Below are 18,515 nucleotides of genomic sequence, written 5' to 3'. Positions count from 1 at the left end.
ATCATGGACGCCACATCTCTCGCGACGCTGTGGGCAACGGTTGCCCTCTTAATCTTCCTCGGCATTGCCATCTACATCAAGGTGCCGGGCATGATCGCCAAGGCGCTCGATGCGCGTGCCGACAAGATCAGCTCCGAGCTCGAGGAGGCGCGCCGGTTGCGCGAAGAAGCCCAGCAGCTGCTTGGCCAATACCAGCGCAAGCGCAAGGAAGCCGAGCAGGAGGCCGCGGCCATCGTTGCCGCCGCCAAGCGCGAAGCCGACATGCTTGCCGCCGAGGCGCACAAGAAGACCGAGGACTATGTCGCCCGGCGCACCGCCTTGGCCGAGCAGAAGATCGGCCAGGCCGAGCGTGAGGCAATCGGCGAAGTGTGCGCCAGCGCCGTCGATATCGCGGTAGAGGCCGCGCGCGCGCTGCTGGCCGGCAAGATCGACGCCAAGGCCGGCGCCGACCTGTTCAATGCCTCGCTGCAGGATTTGAAGTCGAAGCTGAACTGAACGGCTGCATCAACAAGTCACGAAGCCGCCCGGGAAACCTGGCGGCTTTTTTGTTAGCGAAAGCGGCTGAGCGCGTAATCTCCCCCCTTGAGGGGGAGATGGCCGGCAGGCCAGAGGGGGTCGCCGCGCGTGAAGCGCCAGCCTTCTCTTTCGTCCCGCATGGCGTCGCGCCAGGACGTACCGACCCCCTCTGTCGCCTTTGGCGACATCTCCCCCTCGAGGGGGGAGATCACACCTAGCCGAATCGCTCAATCCAAACCCGAAAAACCCTCTTCCTCCAGCACCTCGGTGCCGCCGAACCGGAACGGCGCGAAGGAGGCGCGGTGCAGCCGCGCCACCGGCCCGTGCAGATCGATCGCCGTGCGATGGCGCACAGTGGCGTAGCCCATATGCAGTTCGAAGCCGTAACGCGCATGATGGCTGCCGCAGCCGCACATCATGCGGTCGCGCATCACCTTCGCGACGATCGAGGCTGCGGCGATCGACTGCGAGCGCTGGTCGCCCTTGATCAGTGCTTTGCCCTCGCAGGGCAGGCCGGGCGGCACGTCGCGGCCGTCGGCCAGCGCCAGCTTCGGCCGGATTGACAGGCCGGCCACGGCACGGCGCATCGCCTCCAGGCTGGCCTTGAGGATGTTGCTGGCATCGATGCCTTCGGCGCTGACCGACGCCATCGATACGGCGAGCGCGGAGCCGAGGATTTTCAGGAACAGCGCCTCACGCTGCAAATGCGTCAGCCGCTTGGAATCGTCGAGGCCATCGGGGATGTTGGCGGGATCGAGCACCACCGCTGCCGCCACCACCGGCCCGGCGAGCGGGCCGCGGCCGGCCTCGTCCATCCCCGCCACCGGCCAAAGGCCTTCGGCCATCGCCCTCGTCTCGAACGAGAAGTCGGGTTTCTCGACGATTTCGAAGAGAAGCGGAGAATCGGAACGCGGGCGAGCCATGGTGCGGCGAGGTTCGCATCGGCTCCGATTCTCCGCAAGTCCCCTCTGGGTCGGGCGGGGCACCGGACCAGGAGGGGGCTACCGTCTGCAAGCCCGGGGACAGGACAGGCCGGACGGGATTTTTCGCCTGCTGCGGCCGCTTCAAGCGGCTGGCGCGAGACGCTTTGTCACAGCAGCATCAGCTGCTCGGTCGCCTTGGCGGCGGGGACGAACTGGTCGGTCCTGAGCGAGCGCCGCTCGGCATTGAGGCCGAGCCGTTTGGCAGCGATCTCGAAACGCCGGCCGATCTGCCAGGCATAGGGACCGGAGCCTTTCATGCGCTTGCCCCATTCCGAATCGTAGTCCTTGCCGTCGCGCATCGAACGGATCAGCGACATGACGTGGCGATAGCGGTCGGGATAGTGGCGCAGCAGCCAGTCCTTGAAGATTGGCGCGACCTCCAGCGGCAGGCGCAGCAGCACATAGCCGGCCTCGCGTGCCCCCGCTGCCTGCGCCGAATCGAGGATGCGTTCCATCTCCGGGTCGGTCAGTCCGGGGATGATCGGCGCGACCATGACCGAGGCCGGAATGCCGGCGTCCGAAAGCTGCCTGATCGCCTCCAGCCGCTTGGTCGGCGTCGACGCGCGTGGCTCCATGGTGCGCGCCAGCATGCGGTCGAGCGTCGTCACCGACAATGCCACCTTGGCCAGCCCGCGTTCGGCCATGCGCGACAGAATGTCGATGTCACGCGTCACCAGCGCCGATTTGGTGACGATGCCGACCGGGTGCCCGCGCGCCTCCAGCACTTCGAGGATCTCGCGCATGATCCGGTATTGCTTCTCGATCGGCTGATAGGGATCGGTGTTGGTGCCGATGGCGATGGTGCGCGGCTGGTAATTGTCCCTGGACAATTCCTTGTCGAGCAGCCGGGCCGCATCCGGCTTGGCAAACAGCTTCGATTCGAAATCCAGCCCCGGCGACAGCCCCATGAAGCTGTGCGTCGGCCGCGCGAAACAATAGACGCAGCCATGTTCGCAGCCGCGATAGGGATTGATCGAGCGGTCGAAGGAGATATCGGGCGATTCGTTGCGGGTGATGATGGTGCGCGGCTTCTCGACCTGTACCTCGGTCTTGAAGGGCGGCAGCTCCTCCAGCGAATTCCAGCCGTCATCGAACACATGCCGGCTGACCGGCTCGAAACGGCCGGACGGATTGATGCCCGCCGACCTGCCGCGATTGCGGTCGGGACGGACGCGCATGCCGCTCTGCTCGATCATCGCATTCGCCATCTCGGCCCTGCCAGCGCCGAAGGCTGCAATATCGGCACGCACGATCTGTTCCATTTTGGCCCTTTCCCAGGGACTGTCCGCCCGCTGTCGAATCGCTCTGCTCATGAATGTATTCCTATCGCATTGACGAGAACAAAGCAAGAACTTTCTCGCGGCGCGCCGCAAAAACTGGCGCTGCCCACCGCTTTCCGCTATTCGGCTAAACATGCTCAGCGTCCTGATCGAAACCCTGAATGACGAGGAGGGCCTTGCCCGCACGCTCGCCTCGCTGATCGGCGGCGCGGTCGAAGGCGTGGTGCGCGACGTTCTCGTCTGCGATACCGGCTCGACCGATCAGACGCACCGCGTCGCCGAACATGCCGGGTGCCACTATGTCAGCGGCGGCATCGCCGCCGGCATCAGGCAGGCCAAGGGCGACTGGCTGCTTTTGCTGGAACCGGGCGCGCGGCTGGGAGAGGGCTGGATCGACGAGGTCGTCGCCCATACCGCCAGGCAAACCATGGCGGCGCGGTTCTCGCGGGCACGCGGCAGCCGCGCGCCGTTCCTGTCGCGCGTCTTTGCCGGAAATCGCGCTCTCGCCGAAGGCCTGGTGATCAGCAAGCGTCAGGCCGCCGCGCTGTCGAAGAATGCCCGCAGCGCCGAAGCGATCGCCCGCGGCCTGGCGACCAGGAGGCTCCACGCCGAGATCTGGGTCGCGCCGCGGAAGTGACGGCTTACCGTGCCGGTTCAGGGAACCCCGCCCAAACAAATTTTCTGGCGGGTCGTGGTTTATTGTGCATTGCACAAAATCTGGCCGGGGGTTACCATTCCCAGCGATATGGGCGAATAGGGTTTGGGGTGTGCCGGAGCGGCGACGACTAACGTCGATGCTGTTCCCTCGACATTTTGAGGACCCCGATGACCCTTTCAAGCCCTGACAAGTCCGGCGCTGCAAGCCTCGAGGCGATCGCGCGCAACGGCGGCACGCTGCGCCGCATCGCCGCCCGCATCCCGACCTATCTTTCCGACCTTCGCGAGAATCCGGCATGGCTGCCGATGTTCATGCTGGCCCGCACCATGCCGGCGCGGCGGCTGCACTGGCGCGGTGCAAAGCCTGTTCGGCCGGCGCGCAACGTCGGTGAAACGATGTTCGCCGGCGTCGACCGCGATGCCGTCGTCGGCGCGCTGCGGACGGAGGGGCTCTATTCGGGCCTGATGCTGCCGGCCGCCATCCATGAGGAGATCGCCCGCTTCGCCGAGCGCACGCCATGCTTCGGCAATTTCGACCGCCGGCTGGAATTCCTGCCCGAAAAACACGCCGATGCCGAAAAGCATTTCGGCCGTCCGCTGCTCAGCGGCCATTATTTCGAGCGGGTCCTCGACTGCAGCGCGGCGGTCGCCGTGCAGCGCGATCCGCTGCTTCTCGACATCGCGGCGCACTATCTCGGCAGTCAGGCCAAGCTGATCACCACCCGTGTCTGGTGGAGCTTTCCGACCGGTGGCGTCTCGGACGCCGACAAGAACATGGCCTCGCTCGGCAAATACCATTTCGACCTCGACGACTGGCGCATGCTGAAGTTCTTTTTCTACCTGGTGCCGGTCGACGCCGACACTGGGCCGCATGTCTATGTCCGCGGCTCCCATAACCGCCGCATCCTGAAGCATCAGCTGACGCTGCTGGTCGGCCATTCGGCGGAAGAGGTGCTGGGCGTCTACGGCGAGCAGAGCCCGGTCACGCTGACCGGGCCGGCCGGCCTCGGCTTTGTCGAGGATCCGTTCGGCTTCCATATGGGCACCGTGCCGACGCGCACGCCGCGGCTGATGATGGAGGTTGGCTTCGGCGTGTCGCCGCCGTCGCGCCGGCGTTTTCACGGCGAGCCGGTCATTCGCTAAACCGAGGTCGCTTGGCTGATACCTCGGTTCGTCTCAGCCGCGCCGCAAATGCTCGTCCAGCCGCGGCATGATCTCGACGAAGTTGCAGGGCATGTGCCGATAGTCGAGCTGCGGCTTCAAGATGCCGTCCCAGGCGTCCTTGCAGGCGCCGGGCGAGCCCGGCAGCACGAAAACGAAGGTGGCGTTGACGACGCCGCCGGTTGCTCGGCTCTGGATCGTCGAAGTGCCGATCTTGTCGTAGGAGATGCGGTGGAACACTTCGGAAAAGCCGTCCATGCGCTTTTCGAAGATCGGCTCCAGCGCTTCCGGCGTCACGTCGCGGCCGGTGAAGCCGGTGCCGCCGGTGGTGATGACGACATCGATCGCTTCGTCCCTTGACCAACCCAGGACCTTGTCGCGGATCTTGTCGCGGTCGTCGGTGACGATGTCGCGGGCGGCCAGGACATGGCCGGCCTCGGCAATGCGGTCGGCCAGCGTCTGCCCGGATTTGTCGTCGGCGAGGCTGCGCGTATCGGAAACGGTCAGTACTGCGATGTGCACGGGAACGAAGGGGCGGCTCTCGTCAATCCTGGCCATGGGCATCAACCTCCGATGTCACGCTTCGCGTCGCGGCGACAAACCAGTCGGGATGGCGGCCGCGGATATCGACGGCCGCGCGCTTGGCCACATTGCCGGTCTCGAACAGCCCGAAGCAGGTGGCGCCGGAGCCGGACATCCTGGCAAAACCGGCTCCGGCCTTGTTCAGCACGGAAAGCGCCTTGCCGATGGCGGGCTGGATTGCACGCGCCGCAGGCTCGAGATCGTTGCGGGTGATCTCCAGCCAGTTGCGGATGCTGTGGAAGTCGAGGCTGTGCGGCAGCGGCGGCAGCCCCGCATTGTCGCGGCGGCCAAGCGCCTCGAACACGTCGGCCGTCGAGACGGCAGTGCCGGGATTGACGAGCACCAGACCCAGCGCCGGGAAACCCGGCACGAGCGTCAGCTCGTCGCCGACGCCGCGGGCTATCAGCGGCTTGGCAGCGAGGCACATCGGCACGTCGGCGCCGAGCGACAGGCCGATCCGCGCCAGTTCGGCATCGCCGACATCAAGTCCCCAGGTCTGGACCAGGGCGCGCAGCACAGCCGCCGCATCGCTCGACCCGCCGCCGACACCGGACGCGACCGGCAGGTTCTTTTCGAGCCTGATGGCGACAGCCGGTGCGTGCTGGGGACCGGCCTCGCGCCGCAGTGCATCGCGCGCTCTCACCACCAGATTATTGTCGTCGACCGGCACCGCGGAGGCGTATTTGCCAGACACGGAAAACCCATCGCTGTCGGCAAGTTCCGTCTCGATGCGATCGCCGAAGCGCGTGAACACAGCCAGGCTTTCGATCGTGTGATAACCGTCGGCGCGCTGGCCGGTGACGTGCAGCGCGAGATTTATCTTGGCGTGCGCATGCGACGCCCGGATGCTGGCCTCGGCGTTCACTGGCTCGGCCGCGAGGGGGACGACGGTCAATCCTTGGCCAGACGGTATTCGCCGGTCTTCGGGTCCTTGACCAATGTTCCCATTGTACCGTTGGCGGCCTGCTTTTCGGTACGCCGCACCTTGGCGGTCACACGCTCGGCTTCCCTGACGAAGGAGCGGTAGCCGAAATAGGCGGCAATGCCGACGACGGCGAAGAAAATGATCTGCGGCATGTCAAACTCCTCCCTCGCAAGGCCGGCAAGGCGGCCGGTCGGGTCGGTTGATGATTTATGCTAGACGCTTTCACCAGCTTTTCAAAGCCCGAAGCGCGCCCACAGCGCGCGCTCTTCCGCCGCATCGATGACGCCGCTTGCCGCGGCGGCGGCGATATCGGGCGCCGAAAAGCTCGAGCCGAACAGGCCGAAGCGGCCGAACAGGCCGCGCGGCGCGGTGATCAGCTTGAGCTGGGTTTTCGGCCCGAAACGGCTCTTCAGCACGCTGCGCATGTCGCCGAGCGCATCGACCAGCCCGAGCTCTAGCCCTTTTTTGGCCGTCCAGAACAGGCCAGTGAACAGGTCGGGATCGTCCTTGAGCTTGCTGCCGCGCCTGTCCTTGACGAGGTCGATGAAGGTCTCGTGGACCTCGAGCTGCAGCGCCTTCAGGCGCTCGACGTCTTCCTTCTTTTCCGGCTTGAACGGGTCGAGCACCGCCTTGTTCTGGCCGGCGGTGTGGACGCGGCGCTCGACACCGATCTTCTTCAACAGCTCCGGAAAGCCGAACGAGGCCGACACCACGCCGATCGAGCCGACGATGGAGGACGGGTCGGCAAAGATCTCGTCGCCGGCGACCGCGATCATGTAGCCACCCGATGCCGCCACGTCCTCGACGAAAACCAGGACTTTCTTGTTCTTCTCGCTCGCCAGGTCGCGGATGCGCCTGAAGATCAGCCGCGACTGCACCGGCGAGCCACCTGGCGAATTGATCGAGATGGCGACCGCCGGCGCGTCGAAGGAAAACAGCTTTTCGAGAAGGCCGGCGGTGGAAGCGAGCGACAAGCTCGGCCGGAACTGGCCGCCGCCGGGCATGATCGTGCCGTGCAGCCGGATGACCGGAATGGTGACGACGGTGGAGCGCCAGGACTTCGGCAGCAGGCGGTTGAAAAGGCGTTTCACGAGGGGGCTGTCTCCGGTCGATATGCTTGAGGCATGTAGGAATTCGCCGGCCAACGGCAATGCCGTCACCCCGGCAATCAAAATGGATCAGTCTCCGAACAGCGACGCCAGCCCGTTATTGATCAGCTCCGCCCGTTCCGAGGGGCCATTGCCTGAATAGGCATGCAGCATCAGCGGCGGCCGGATCGACAGTTTGCCGCGTGCGCCGAGAATTGCCCGGACGACGATGCGGATCGCTGCCGCCTCGGGGCGAGGGTGGACGGCCAGCATCTCGGCGTCGCCGAAGCGGCCGGCAATGGCATCGAGGATGGCGCCGAGCTGTTCCGGCCTGGCGATGACGGCCAGCCCGCCGCCCGGCCTGACCACCGCGGCCGCGCTGCGGACCCAGCTGTCGAACAATCCATCCTCCGAGACATGCGCGGCCTTTCTCAGCGGATCGGGCGTCGCGCGATCCTCGGCGGCATTGAACGGCGGGTTCATGACGACGAAATCGAAGCTGTTGTCCTCGAGGCCGGCGGCCGCTCGCGCCCGGCCCGACAGCGCGACATCGGCGACAAGCACCGAGGCGCGGTCGCTGAGATGCGCATTGCCGGGATGGGCAAGCGTGGTGGTGGCGAAGGCCGCCATTTCCGGGGAACGCTCGACGAGCACGGCCGCGGCACCGGGGCAGCGCGACAGGACCGCCAGGCCGGCGGCACCGGCACCCGCGCCAAAATCAGCAAGCCGCCCGGCGAACGAGGACGGCACGGCAGCCGCCAGCATCATCGCATCCATGCCGGCGCGGTGGCCCGCCTTTCTCGGCTGCACCAGCCAGAAGCGACCGCGATGAAAGGCGTCGACCGTATGAGCCGGCATGTCCGGGACAAGGGCAGCGGGCGACGCGGACATTATTTTTGGCGGATCTCGTTGGCGATGCCGGCATCCGTCAGGATGCGCCGCGCCGCATCGGCCTTGTCGGCGTCCACCATGACACGGCGGGGCAGGATGCCGATCGAGCCGTCGAGGACGCTCATATTCTGGTCGGCGACGAAACAGCCGATGCCGGCATCGCGCATCAGCGATTCGACAAACGAAATGATGACGGCGTCGTTGGTGCGGATGAGCTCTATCATCGGATTAGGGCCATGATCTATCGATATGGTCGAAATGGCGCCTGAAACGGCAAGAAGATGCGAGGAGAAGCGCGAAGGTCGGGGTCTTTCCCCCGGCCGAGCGGTTCGACGACGCAGCTTGCAGCCGTTTCGGCGTCCGGAGGATGTGGTCCATCTGCCCGGCTACTTTGTCGCGAAGGACTTGAAAGCCGAATGGCTTCCTGCGCCTTCGCTCCGCGTATCCGGACAGATGGCCTCACACCATTTCGATCATATCGATAGATCATGGCCCTAAACTCGCAGTTTGCGGCGTTGATGTAAACGTAGGCGTGATCATGTACCAGAGCCGGCGCGCCAATTCGCCTCTTGCCGCGCCGGTGGGTGACACCCTAGAGTCTGTCCAGGGACCATGTTGCCGTCGTGCATATCGAGGTTGGGAGTTTTGCCGTGGGTGTCGTTCTCAACATTGAAAACGGGAAGCGCGAAGCCGCCTCGATAAAGGACCTCATCGACCTGACCGCGGCCGACATGGGGCGCGTCAACAAATTGATCCTGTCGAAGGCCGGCTCCGATGTCGAGATGATTCCGGAGATAGCCAACCATCTGATCTCGTCGGGCGGCAAACGGCTGCGGCCGATGCTGACGCTCGCCGCGGCCCAGATGTTCGGCTATTCCGGCGACGGCCATGTCAAGCTCGCCACATCGGTCGAATTCATGCATACCGCGACACTTCTCCACGACGACGTCGTCGACGAAAGCGGCATGCGGCGCGGCAAGAAGACGGCGCGTATGATCTGGGGCAACCAGGCCAGTGTTCTGGTCGGTGATTTCCTGCTCGGCCAAGCCTTTCGCATGATGGTCGATGTCGGCTCGCTTGAAGCGCTCGATATCCTGTCGAGCGCGGCCTCGGTCATCGCCGAAGGCGAGGTGATGCAGCTCGCTGCCGCAAAAAACCTCGAGACCACCGAGGATGAGCATTTCGCGGTGATCAAGGCCAAGACCGCGGCGCTGTTTTCGGCCGCCGCCGAGGTCGGCCCCGTCATCGCTCAGGCGACGCGCAATGATCGCGCAGCACTCCGCTCCTACGGCATGAATCTCGGCCTTGCCTTCCAGCTGATCGATGACGCGCTGGATTACGGCGGCACCAGCAAGGACCTCGGCAAGAATGTCGGCGACGATTTCCGCGAGGGCAAGGTCACGCTGCCGGTGATCCTCGCCTATCGGCGCGGCACCAAGGCCGAGCGCAGCTTCTGGAAACGCGCCATCGAGGACAATGCCGCCGACGATGCCGGGCTGGAGAAGGCCATCGGCCTGATGCTCCGCCACGGCGCGATTGCCGACACCATCGGGCGCGCCCGCCATTTCGGCGAGATCGCCCGCGACGCGCTGGCGCCGCTCGAGGCGACGCCGCAGAAATCGGCGCTGATCGACGTCATCGATTTCTGCATCAGCCGGGTGAATTGAGAGGCATCGGCGCCCCGCGCTTGTTCTCATCGCGCCTTTGCCGGAAGCACCATTGCTGCCAGCAGACTGACGACGATGCCCGCCGCCGCGAGCCAGAAGGCAACCTGGATGCCGTCGGCGACGGCAATTTTCAACGCATCGCCGGACAATTCGCCGATTTGGCTGTTCGCAATCGCAATCAGCACGGCCACGCCGATGGCGTTGCCGACATTGAGCGTCGTCGAAGCCATCCCCGAGGCGACGCCTTGCTGGTCATGGGCAACGCCGGAAGCGGCGGCAATCCACATTGCGGTCCAGACGATGCCTTGTCCGACGCCGGAGACGATCAGGCCAGGTACGAGGGCCAGATAGCTGCTCTCTGCGGTCGCGCCTGATACCATCAATGCTGTGCCGACCGCGCCGACCAGGGTGCTGCGCGTCGAAAAGCGCGTCGCCAGACGCTCGCCGGCTTGCGTGCCGGTGGCGATGGCGACCGACGGCACGAGAAAGGCGAGGCCCGTCTGCAAGGCAGTGAAGCCGTGCACGTTCTGCAGCAGCACGGTGAGGAAGTAGGGCAGCGCGCCGAAAGTGCCCATGTAGAGGAAGGTTATCGTCATGCCGGCGACGAGGCTGCGATTGTGGAACAGGCGCAGCGGCATCAGCGGATCGGCGCTGTTGGCCTCGATCACGGTGAAGGCGATCAGGAAGAATGCCGCCAGTGCCGCGCTGGCGATGATTGCGCCAGAGCCCCAGCCATATTCAGGTCCCTGAACCAGGGTGAAGACAAGCAGCGTCGCGCCGGCGGTGACGGTCAGTGCGCCGGGCAGATCGAAGCTGCGGTGCTCGTGCCGCTTGCGATCGCGCGGGATGATGGCGAAAGCCGCGATGATGGCGATCCCGGCCAGCAGCACGTTGACGTAGAAGACCGACGGCCAGCCGAAGGCGCTGGTCAGAAACCCGCCGGCAAGCGAACCGAGCGTCAGGCCGCTGGCGCCCGCGCCGCCCCAGACGGCGAGCGCCCGGTTGCGTTCCGGCCCTTCGGCGAACAGGCGGTTGATCAGCGACAGCGTCGCCGGAAACAGGAACGCGGCGCCGATGCCTTGCACGGCGCGTGCCGCGATGATGATTTCCGGCGACCAGGCCAGGCCACCGACGAGGGACGAAAGTGCGTAGAGCCAGAGCGCGAAGATGAAGACGCGGCGCTGGCCGATCAGGTCGGCGGCCCGGCCGCCGAACAGCAGGAAGCCGCCGGTGAACACGGTGTAGGCGCTGACCACCCACTGCAGGGTCTGGCCTGAAAATCCGAGGCCAGCGCCGATCTCCGGCAGCGCCACGAAGACGATGTTGAGGTCGAGCGAGATGATGAGCTGCGCGAAGGCGAGCAACGCCAGCGTTGCGCCATGTTTCGCCCTGCTTGCTCCCTGCGTTATCGCCCCGAGCGGCGCGCCTTGATCGAGTGAACTCATGCCGGACTCCTTGTCGACAATTATTTAATGATCGACAAAGAATTGAGATTTGCAATCCGAAGTCAAGCGGATTATTTGTTGATCGACAAAAATTGGAGGTCGCAATGGCGGGAAGGCCAAGGGAGTTCGACCGCGACCAGGCGCTGGAGAAAGCCCGGGACGCTTTCTGGAGGCGCGGCTACGAGGGCACCTCGATGGCCGATCTCGTATCGGCGCTTGGTCTCGCATCGGCGCGCATCTATGCCGCCTTCGGCTCGAAGGAGGATCTGTTTCGCGAAGCGGTGGCGCTTTACGAGGCCAATGAGGGCGGCTTTGCCACGCGCGCGCTAGAGGAAGAACCAAATGTCCGGCGCGTCATCGAGCGCATGCTTCGCGACGCCGTAGAAATTTATACGAGGCCGGGGCGGCCGCAGGGCTGCATGGTGGTGACGGCCGCCACCAATTGCGCCGTCGAAAATGACGCCGTGCTGCAATGGCTGGCGGAGCATCGGCTGGCGCGTACCGCATCGATCGTCGAGCGATTGAAAAAGGCCGTGCGCGATGGCGAATTGAAGCCGGATACCGATGCCGAGACGCTGGGTGACTATTACGCCACGCTGATGCACGGCCTTTCGGTCCAGGCACGCGACGGTGTGCCGAAAAAGCGGCTGCACGATCTTGTCACCGTCGCCATGCAGGCGCTCGACGCAAGCCTTTCGCAAGCGTCCTGAGTTTTCAGGGCCGTGACGCCGGTTTCCCATTGCCGGAGTGTCGCAATGCGGTCGTGCGACCTCTTTCGGCATGGTTTATTAATTGCTTGACCCGATTGTGAATTCGGGCCGGGTTGAAGCACGACCCCAAAAAGGCCATGCTTTACCTGTAAAGATCGAGTCTACGGCGATCCCGCTGACGCGGAGATGGCGTTTGGCTGAAAGGGATATGATGCGGCAAGGATATGCGCGCTGGCTGACGGGGCTGGCAATCGCGACGGGCATGGCGATCTCGGCTTTGCCGGCGCATGCCAAACAGACCGCCGAGCCGGTCAGGATCACATCCTTCTCGGGGGCCTATCTCGCCGCCAGGATCGCCGACGGCGACAACGACCTCGACAGTGCCATCTCCTATTACAAGCAGGCGCTTGCGTTCGATCCGAACGATACGGGACTGCAGCAGAGTCTGATGCTGTCGCTGATCGCGCAGGGACGCTTCGACGAATCCCTGGTCTATGCCGACAAGCTCAAGGCGGTTCCCGACGTCGAGCGCTTCTCGCGCCTGGCGCTGGCCATCGATTCCTTCCACAAGAAGGATTTCTCCAAGGCCGAATACTGGCTCAAGCTGTCGCTCGAATCCGATCTCGACCGGCTGATCTCCGGCGTCATGACCGGCTGGGCCAAGCAGGGTGCGGGTGACGCCGGCGAGGCCATGGCTTCCATCGACAAGCTGCAAGGCCCCGACTGGTTCAGCCTGTTCAAGTCCTTCCACCGTGCCTTGATTGCCGACGCCTCCGGCCTGCCCGACAGGGCGGATGCGCTCTACACCGCCACCGTGCAGGACACGGCGGCAGGCGGTGCGGCCCCAGAAACATGGATGCGCAACGCGCAGGCCTACGCCTCTTTCCTCGCCCGCAAAGGCGACAAGGCCAAGGCGCTGTCGGTGCTCGACAAGGCCGAGGCGTTTGCGCCCGGCAAGGTCGAGATTGCGGCGCTTCGCGACAAGATCAACAAGGGCGAAAAGATCGAGCCCTTCGTTGCCGGTCCGTCGGACGGCGCCTCGGAAATCCTGCTCGATCTCGCCACCGCGCTCAACCGCGGCGGCGGCGAGCCATTCGTGCGGCTTTATCTGCAATATGCCCTGGCGCTGCGGCCCGACAACGACGCGGCGCTCGTTCAGCTTGCCGCCGTTGCCGAGCAGTTGAAGGACGGCGAGGGCGCCATCGCGCTCTATCGCCGCATTCCCGCTGGCTCGCCGCTGAAGGAGCTTTCGGACCTGCAGCTTGGCCTCAACCTTGCCGATCTCGACCGCAACGACGAGGCGATCGCTCACCTCAAGGCCATCGTCGATGCGCATCCAGACGACATGCGCGCCTATCTGGCGCTCGGCGGCGTCTATTCCTCGAAGGAGGATTTCCGCTCCGCCGCCAATCTTTACGACAAGGCAGTCGAGGTGCTGAAGACGCCGACCGCCGCCAACTGGAACATTTTCTACCAGCGCGGCATCGCCTATGAGCGACTGAAGGAATGGCCGAAGGCCGAGCCGAATTTCCGCAAGGCGCTGGAGCTCTACCCCGACCAGCCGCAGGTTCTGAACTATCTCGGCTATTCCTGGGTCGACAAGAACATGAACCTCAAGGAAGGCCTCGCGATGATCCAGAAGGCCGTCGACCTGAGGCCGAGCGACGGCTACATCGTCGATTCGCTGGGCTGGGCCTATTACCGCCTTGGCCAGTTCGACGATGCGGTGCGCGAAATGGAACGCGCCGTTTCGTTGAAGCCGGAGGATCCGGTGCTCAACGATCACCTCGGCGACGTCTACTGGCGCGTCGGCCGCAAGCTGGAAGCCACCTTCCAGTGGAACCAGGCCCGCGACCTGAAGCCGGACCCGGACGTGCTTGCCGCCTTGCAGCAAAAGCTGATGAAAGGCCTGCCGCCGATCGAATCCAACACGGCGCAGGAAACCCCGAACGTAAAGCCCGTGCCGGCGCCCGCGCCGAAGGGGTGATCAATCGCTGCAGGTTTGCGCCGCCCCTCATCGCCCTGCCGGGCACTTCTCCCCGTATGGTGACGGGGAGAAGGACGCCTTCGCAAAGGATTTCGCCAATCTCCAGCGTTGCAGAACGAGTACCGAGGTCGCGGCCAGCCCCTTCTCCCCGTCACTATACGGGGAGAAGATGCCGGCAGGCAGATGAGGGGCGGCGCCGAGATCGATAACTGGTCTGAAGTGATTGCCCGAAGGGGTAACCTGTCGCCTTGACGCTCGGAGGTCGGGCATCTACGAGGTGCCGCATCCCCGCCGGAGGCCGCCGTGACCGTTGATATCCCTGCCCACATGCACCCCAGCCGCTCGTTCCAGGGGCTGATCCTGACCTTGCATAATTATTGGGCGGACTATGGCTGCGTCGTCCTCCAGCCTTACGACATGGAAGTCGGCGCCGGCACATTCCATCCGGCAACGACATTGCGCGCGCTCGGCCCAAAACGCTGGAACGCGGCCTATGTCCAGCCCTCGCGCCGCCCCAAGGACGGCCGCTATGGCGAGAACCCGAACCGGCTGCAGCACTATTACCAATACCAGGTGATCCTGAAGCCCAATCCGCCCAATCTGCAGGAGCTTTATCTCGGCTCGCTGGCCGCGATCGGAATCGATCCGCTGCTGCATGACATCCGCTTCGTCGAGGACGACTGGGAAAGCCCGACGCTGGGCGCCTGGGGGCTGGGCTGGGAGTGCTGGTGCGACGGCATGGAGGTGTCGCAGTTCACCTATTTCCAGCAGGTCTGCGGCATCGAATGCGCACCGGTGGCGGGCGAGCTCACTTACGGGCTGGAACGGCTGGCCATGTATGTGCAGGGCGTCGACAATGTCTACGACCTCAACTTCAACGGCCGCGAAGGCGCCGACAAGGTGACCTATGGCGACGTCTTCCTGCAGGCCGAGCAGGAATATTCGCGCCACAATTTCGAATTTGCCAACACCGCGATGTTGCTGCGCCATTTCGAAGACGCCGAAGCCGAGTGCAAGGCGCTGCTCGAAGCCGGCGCGCCCATCTCCCCCCTTGAGGGGGAGACGCCCGCGAAGCGGGCAGAGGGGGGCGCCTCAGAAGGCACCGCAGGTCAGGCGTCGAGCACTGCACGAGCGACCCCTCCCGGCCAGACCTTGTCTGGCCACTCTCCCCTCAAGGGGGAGGGATATCACCGCATGGTCTTCCCGGCCTACGACCAGTGCATCAAGGCCAGCCACGTCTTCAATCTGCTCGACGCACGCGGCGTCATTTCGGTCACCGAGCGCCAGAGTTACATCTTGCGCGTTCGCAATCTGGCCAAGGCCTGCGGCGAGGCGTTTCTGCTGACGCAGGCGGGCGGAATGGCGGCTTAGCTCCAGGCGGTTTCGGCAGGGGCGCTGATTGGCAATGCGCCCTGGCCGCTTGCACCGGCTATTGTCCGCAACGCTTGTCTGACGCCGGGCATCGAGAACGTGCCATGCACCTGCGCTGTAAAACAGGCGCTGAGCGCGAGGATCTGCAGGAATGTCGATGCCGTTTTCATGCTCGTTCAGCCAATAGCTCTCTGCCTGAGCGTTGGTCGCTTCAGCGCTGCGTTCGGTTCAGGGAAATCTTTGATCCAAGGACGGGCGGACCGGCGCGTGTCCGACAGGCGGCTGAATTTTTTCGGAATTCGCTGTTGGACGCCTTGATCGTGCTGGCCCGATCTTGCTGGGAAGGGTGACAGCAGCCGACCGAGTTGCTATGCCCCGCTTACCTTCGCCTCGATGGGGGAGGACGCCGCGAAGCGGCGGCTGTTTCTTGTCGCGTGAGCTCTTTCAATGCCTGACCTGCTTCTAGAACTTCGTTCCGAGGAAATCCCCGCTCGCATGCAGCGCAAGGCGGCCGGCGATCTCAGGAAGCTTTTGACCGACGGTCTGGTCGAAGCCGGGCTGACCTATGAGGCGGCGCGCGAATATTGGACGCCGCGCCGGTTGACGCTCGACATTCGCGGCCTCACCGCCCGCTCGAAGGACATCAGCGAGGAGATCAAGGGGCCCTCGACCAAGGCGCCCGAGGCGGCGGTGCAGGGTTTTCTGCGCAAGGCGGGCCTTGCCTCGATTGCCGAGGCGCATGTTCATTCCGATCCGAAGAAGGGCGACTTCTATGTCGCCCATATTTCCAGGCCGGGCAGGCCGGCGGAGCAGATCATCGCCGAGCTGGTGCCGGGCATCATCCGCACCTTCCCCTGGCCGAAATCGATGCGCTGGGGGCCGGCTTCGGCCAAGCCCGGCTCGCTGCGCTGGGTGCGGCCGCTGCAATCGATCCTGTGCACCTTCGGCCCCGAAACCGAGGAGCCGGTGGTCGTCGATTTCGAGATCGACGGCATCCGCTCCGGCAACGTCACTTACGGTCACCGTTTTCATGCGCCGGGCGCCATCACGGTGCGCCGCTTCGACGATTATGTAGCCAAGCTTGAGGCGGCCAAGGTCGTGCTCGATGCCGACAGACGCAAGGAGATCATTCTTGCCGATGCCAGGAACCTCGCCTTCGCCAGCGGGCTCGACCTCGTCGAGGACGAGGGGCTGCTGGAGGAAGTGTCGGGCCTGGTCGAATGGCCCGTCGTGCTGATGGGCGAATTCGAGCAGGATTTTCTGGCCATTCCGGCCGAGGTGATCCGGCTCACCATCCGCGCCAACCAGAAGTGTTTTGTGACGACGCGCCAAATCTCCCCCCTCGAGGGGGAGATGTCGCCGAAGGCGACAGAGGGGGTCGCCTCGCGTGGATCGGCGGCATCCCCTGTCCGCGATAGGGAGTCGCGTCAGGTCGTGCCGACCCCCTCTGGCCTACCGGCCATCTCCCCCTCAAGGGGGGAGATCAGCCAATCGCCGCTCTCCAATCGTTTCATCCTGACCGCCAATATCGAGGCCAAGGATGGCGGCAAGGAGATCGCCCACGGCAATGGCAAGGTGGTGCGTGCCCGCCTGTCCGACGCGCTCTATTTCTGGAAGACCGATCAGGGCGATCTGCCTGACCTCGACCAGTTGCAGGCTTCGGCGGAAAAATTCGGGCTCGATCTCAAAAAGCCGCTCGACCAGCGCATGGCCCGCCTCGACCACCTCGGCGTCACCTTCCACGCCAAGCTCGGCACGCAAGGCGAGCGGGTGGAACGGATCAAGCGATTGGCTGAGGAATTGGCGCCGCTCGTGGCGAGTTCAATCTCCCCCCTTGAGGGGGAGATGGCCGGCAGGCCAGAGGGGGTCGCTTCGGCTGGCGCGACGCGATCTGGCCTTTCGAAGAAAGAGGAAGTCGGCGCTCCACGCGAGACGACCCCCTCTGTCGCCTTCGGCGACATCTCCCCCTCGAGGGGGGAGATTACCGCGCTGGCGCGCCGCGCCGCCGTCCTCGCCAAGGCCGACCTCACCACCGAAGTGGTTGGCGAGTTCCCGGAACTGCAAGGCGCCATGGGCCGCAAATATGCGCTGCTGCAGGGCGAGCATCCTTCGGTCGCCGCCGCGATCGAGGAGCACTACAAGCCGCAGGGCCCGTCCGATCGCGTGCCGACCGATCCGGTATCGGTCGCCGTGGCGCTCTCAGACAAGCTCGATACGCTGGTCGGCTTCTGGGCGATTGATGAAAAGCCGACCGGATCGAAGGACCCCTATGCGCTCAGAAGAGCGGCGCTGGGGGTGGTCAGGATTTTGGTCGAGAACGGGATCAGAATTCGTCTTAAAACAAGCTGGAGAACGGCGTGGCTACTTTTTGCCGATCAGCGCTGGAATAGGGAACTGGGCGAGGCGGCTATTCGGTTTGCGGATGCTGAAACATTCACTGGTTTGGAGTTTGATGAAGTGCGTTTTGCCGCAATTGCTGCAAGCGTCGACTCGCTCCTCCGTAAGCAGATAGCCGTTTGGTTGCGTACCTTTGACGCTGGCCAAAACGACCTCCTCTCCTTTTTCCAGGACCGCCTAAAGGTCTATCTCCGCGACCAGGGCGCGCGGCATGATCTCATCGACGCCGTACTGGCGGCGGGCTCGCGCCCAATCTCCCCCCTAGAGGGGGAGATGTCGCCGAAGGCGACAGAGGGGGGCGCTGTCCCGCCGGCGTCTCAAGCTTCTGTCGAGGAAGTGCGCTCTACGGCGCCCCCCTCTGCCCTGCCGGGCATCTCCCCCTCTAGGGGGGAGATCGGCCAATCGTCCAACGACGACCTTCTGCAAATCGTCCGCCGCGTCGAGGCGCTCGGTTCCTTCCTCGACACCGAGGACGGCAAGAACCTGCTTGCCGGCACCAAGCGCGCGGCCAACATCGTGGCTGCCGAAGAGAAGAAGAAAACGACGATCGCCGACTATGTTGAGCCGGCTCTGTTCCGGGAGGGCGCCGAAAAAACCTTGTTCGCGGCGGTCAATCAGGCCGAGAGGCAAGCCGGCGAAGCAATTCAAAACGAAGACTTTTCCGCCGCCATGCTGGCGCTTAGCGTGTTGCGCGAGCCGGTTGATTCATTCTTTGAGAAAGTCCTGGTAAACGATGAGGACCAGGCGGTGCGCGCCAATCGCCTGGCATTGCTCGCCCGCATCCGCGCAGCGACTGACCGGGTCGCCGATTTCTCGAAAATAGCCGGCTGACATTCGCGAAAAAATCATCGCTTG

At 64.4% G+C, this 18,515-nt stretch carries 16 protein-coding genes and 2 pseudogenes; 9 read left to right on the top strand and 9 right to left on the bottom strand.

The genetic code is table 11. The annotated features are described in order from the left end of the window. Positions 1-3 precede the first annotated feature (3 nt). Positions 4-495 (top strand): F0F1 ATP synthase subunit B, encoded by a 492-nt coding sequence (locus NKJ73_RS24865; protein ID WP_352571419.1) that lies wholly within the window; start codon positions 4-6, stop codon positions 493-495. A gap of 248 nt (positions 496-743) precedes the next feature. Here the strand turns inward: NKJ73_RS24865 and rnhB are convergent, their stop codons facing one another. Beyond that, positions 744-1,439: a ribonuclease HII gene (rnhB, locus tag NKJ73_RS24860; protein ID WP_352501990.1), complete on the bottom strand. Its 696-nt coding sequence runs from the start codon at positions 1,437-1,439 to the stop codon at positions 744-746. 167 nt (positions 1,440-1,606) lie between these two features. Continuing rightward, positions 1,607-2,761 carry a PA0069 family radical SAM protein gene (locus NKJ73_RS24855; RefSeq protein ID WP_254818651.1) on the bottom strand — a complete coding sequence of 385 codons (1,155 nt, stop codon included), beginning with the start codon at positions 2,759-2,761 and terminating at the stop codon, positions 1,607-1,609. A 151-nt stretch (positions 2,762-2,912) separates the two neighbouring features. Here NKJ73_RS24855 and NKJ73_RS24850 point away from each other — a divergent pair, with 151 nt between their 5' ends. Together NKJ73_RS24850 and NKJ73_RS24845 are read left to right on the top strand one after the other, a co-directional pair. Continuing rightward, entirely contained in the window at positions 2,913-3,416 is a 504-nt protein-coding gene (locus NKJ73_RS24850) for a glycosyltransferase (RefSeq protein WP_292664385.1), read from the top strand. A gap of 188 nt (positions 3,417-3,604) precedes the next feature. Then, positions 3,605-4,579: a phytanoyl-CoA dioxygenase family protein gene (locus NKJ73_RS24845; protein ID WP_352571418.1), complete on the top strand. Its 975-nt coding sequence runs from the start codon at positions 3,605-3,607 to the stop codon at positions 4,577-4,579. Between the two features lie 33 nt (positions 4,580-4,612). Here the strand turns inward: NKJ73_RS24845 and moaB are convergent, their stop codons facing one another. The 6 genes from moaB to NKJ73_RS24815 all read right to left on the bottom strand — a co-directional run bounded on the left by moaB (position 4,613) and on the right by NKJ73_RS24815 (position 8,307). Then, positions 4,613-5,155: a molybdenum cofactor biosynthesis protein B gene (gene moaB, locus NKJ73_RS24840; protein ID WP_352540121.1), complete on the bottom strand. Its 543-nt coding sequence runs from the start codon at positions 5,153-5,155 to the stop codon at positions 4,613-4,615. Beyond that, positions 5,142-6,044, bottom strand: coding sequence for a 4-(cytidine 5'-diphospho)-2-C-methyl-D-erythritol kinase (locus tag NKJ73_RS24835; RefSeq protein ID WP_352571430.1), 903 nt, complete (start codon positions 6,042-6,044; stop codon positions 5,142-5,144). Before NKJ73_RS24835 ends, moaB begins: the two co-directional genes overlap by 14 nt. Before the next feature lie 26 nt (positions 6,045-6,070). Continuing rightward, entirely contained in the window at positions 6,071-6,256 is a 186-nt protein-coding gene (locus NKJ73_RS24830; RefSeq protein ID WP_023674078.1) for a membrane protein, read from the bottom strand. Between the two features lie 81 nt (positions 6,257-6,337). Further along, on the bottom strand, positions 6,338-7,195 hold the full coding sequence (locus NKJ73_RS24825) for a S49 family peptidase (RefSeq protein WP_352456850.1): 858 nt from the start codon (positions 7,193-7,195) through the stop codon (positions 6,338-6,340). A gap of 87 nt (positions 7,196-7,282) precedes the next feature. Then, positions 7,283-8,083 carry a tRNA1(Val) (adenine(37)-N6)-methyltransferase gene (locus NKJ73_RS24820; protein ID WP_352571417.1) on the bottom strand — a complete coding sequence of 267 codons (801 nt, stop codon included), beginning with the start codon at positions 8,081-8,083 and terminating at the stop codon, positions 7,283-7,285. After that, entirely contained in the window at positions 8,083-8,307 is a 225-nt protein-coding gene (locus NKJ73_RS24815; protein ID WP_023674082.1) for a putative signal transducing protein, read from the bottom strand. Before NKJ73_RS24815 ends, NKJ73_RS24820 begins: the two co-directional genes overlap by 1 nt. A gap of 426 nt (positions 8,308-8,733) precedes the next feature. Between NKJ73_RS24815 and NKJ73_RS24810 the strand changes: the two genes are divergently transcribed. Then, entirely contained in the window at positions 8,734-9,750 is a 1,017-nt protein-coding gene (locus NKJ73_RS24810; RefSeq protein ID WP_292663011.1) for a polyprenyl synthetase family protein, read from the top strand. Between the two features lie 26 nt (positions 9,751-9,776). Here the strand turns inward: NKJ73_RS24810 and NKJ73_RS24805 are convergent, their stop codons facing one another. Then, positions 9,777-11,195, bottom strand: a complete 1,419-nt coding sequence (locus NKJ73_RS24805; protein WP_352571416.1) for an MFS transporter — start codon at positions 11,193-11,195, stop codon at positions 9,777-9,779. A gap of 104 nt (positions 11,196-11,299) precedes the next feature. Here NKJ73_RS24805 and NKJ73_RS24800 point away from each other — a divergent pair, with 104 nt between their 5' ends. From NKJ73_RS24800 to NKJ73_RS24780, 5 genes and pseudogenes are all read left to right on the top strand, one after another. Continuing rightward, positions 11,300-11,905 (top strand): TetR/AcrR family transcriptional regulator, encoded by a 606-nt coding sequence (locus NKJ73_RS24800; protein ID WP_352571415.1) that lies wholly within the window; start codon positions 11,300-11,302, stop codon positions 11,903-11,905. Positions 11,906-12,116: 211 nt separating this feature from the next. After that, on the top strand, positions 12,117-13,892 hold the full coding sequence (locus NKJ73_RS24795) for a tetratricopeptide repeat protein (protein WP_031211039.1): 1,776 nt from the start codon (positions 12,117-12,119) through the stop codon (positions 13,890-13,892). 327 nt (positions 13,893-14,219) lie between these two features. Continuing rightward, a pseudogene (locus NKJ73_RS24790) lies at positions 14,220-14,933 on the top strand (glycine--tRNA ligase subunit alpha); the annotation flags it as partial. Between the two features lie 147 nt (positions 14,934-15,080). After that, positions 15,081-15,263, top strand: a pseudogene (locus NKJ73_RS24785) (glycine--tRNA ligase subunit alpha); the annotation flags it as partial. Between the two features lie 447 nt (positions 15,264-15,710). Beyond that, entirely contained in the window at positions 15,711-18,491 is a 2,781-nt protein-coding gene (locus NKJ73_RS24780; RefSeq protein WP_352571414.1) for a glycine--tRNA ligase subunit beta, read from the top strand. The last annotated feature ends 24 nt before the right edge of the window (positions 18,492-18,515 follow it).

Origin of the sequence: Mesorhizobium sp. M0074 (assembly GCF_040322975.1) — a bacterium.
In the GTDB taxonomy this organism is placed as follows: domain Bacteria; phylum Pseudomonadota; class Alphaproteobacteria; order Rhizobiales; family Rhizobiaceae; genus Mesorhizobium.
Note: the sequence above shows the minus strand (reverse complement) of the source record. Positions and strands in the feature narration are given on the sequence as shown.

Coding starts and splice junctions, on each gene's coding strand:
- NKJ73_RS24795 (WP_031211039.1), top strand. CDS start 12,117: ATGCGGCAAGGATATGCGCGCTGGCTGACGGGGCTGGCAATCGCGACG.
- NKJ73_RS24865 (WP_352571419.1), top strand. CDS start 4: ATGGACGCCACATCTCTCGCGACGCTGTGGGCAACGGTTGCCCTCTTA.
- rnhB (WP_352501990.1), bottom strand. CDS start 1,439: ATGGCTCGCCCGCGTTCCGATTCTCCGCTTCTCTTCGAAATCGTCGAG.
- moaB (WP_352540121.1), bottom strand. CDS start 5,155: ATGGCCAGGATTGACGAGAGCCGCCCCTTCGTTCCCGTGCACATCGCA.
- NKJ73_RS24850 (WP_292664385.1), top strand. CDS start 2,913: ATGCTCAGCGTCCTGATCGAAACCCTGAATGACGAGGAGGGCCTTGCC.
- NKJ73_RS24830 (WP_023674078.1), bottom strand. CDS start 6,256: ATGCCGCAGATCATTTTCTTCGCCGTCGTCGGCATTGCCGCCTATTTC.
- NKJ73_RS24845 (WP_352571418.1), top strand. CDS start 3,605: ATGACCCTTTCAAGCCCTGACAAGTCCGGCGCTGCAAGCCTCGAGGCG.
- NKJ73_RS24855 (WP_254818651.1), bottom strand. CDS start 2,761: ATGGAACAGATCGTGCGTGCCGATATTGCAGCCTTCGGCGCTGGCAGG.
- NKJ73_RS24780 (WP_352571414.1), top strand. CDS start 15,711: ATGCCTGACCTGCTTCTAGAACTTCGTTCCGAGGAAATCCCCGCTCGC.
- NKJ73_RS24800 (WP_352571415.1), top strand. CDS start 11,300: ATGGCGGGAAGGCCAAGGGAGTTCGACCGCGACCAGGCGCTGGAGAAA.
- NKJ73_RS24820 (WP_352571417.1), bottom strand. CDS start 8,083: ATGTCCGCGTCGCCCGCTGCCCTTGTCCCGGACATGCCGGCTCATACG.
- NKJ73_RS24805 (WP_352571416.1), bottom strand. CDS start 11,195: ATGAGTTCACTCGATCAAGGCGCGCCGCTCGGGGCGATAACGCAGGGA.
- NKJ73_RS24815 (WP_023674082.1), bottom strand. CDS start 8,307: ATGATAGAGCTCATCCGCACCAACGACGCCGTCATCATTTCGTTTGTC.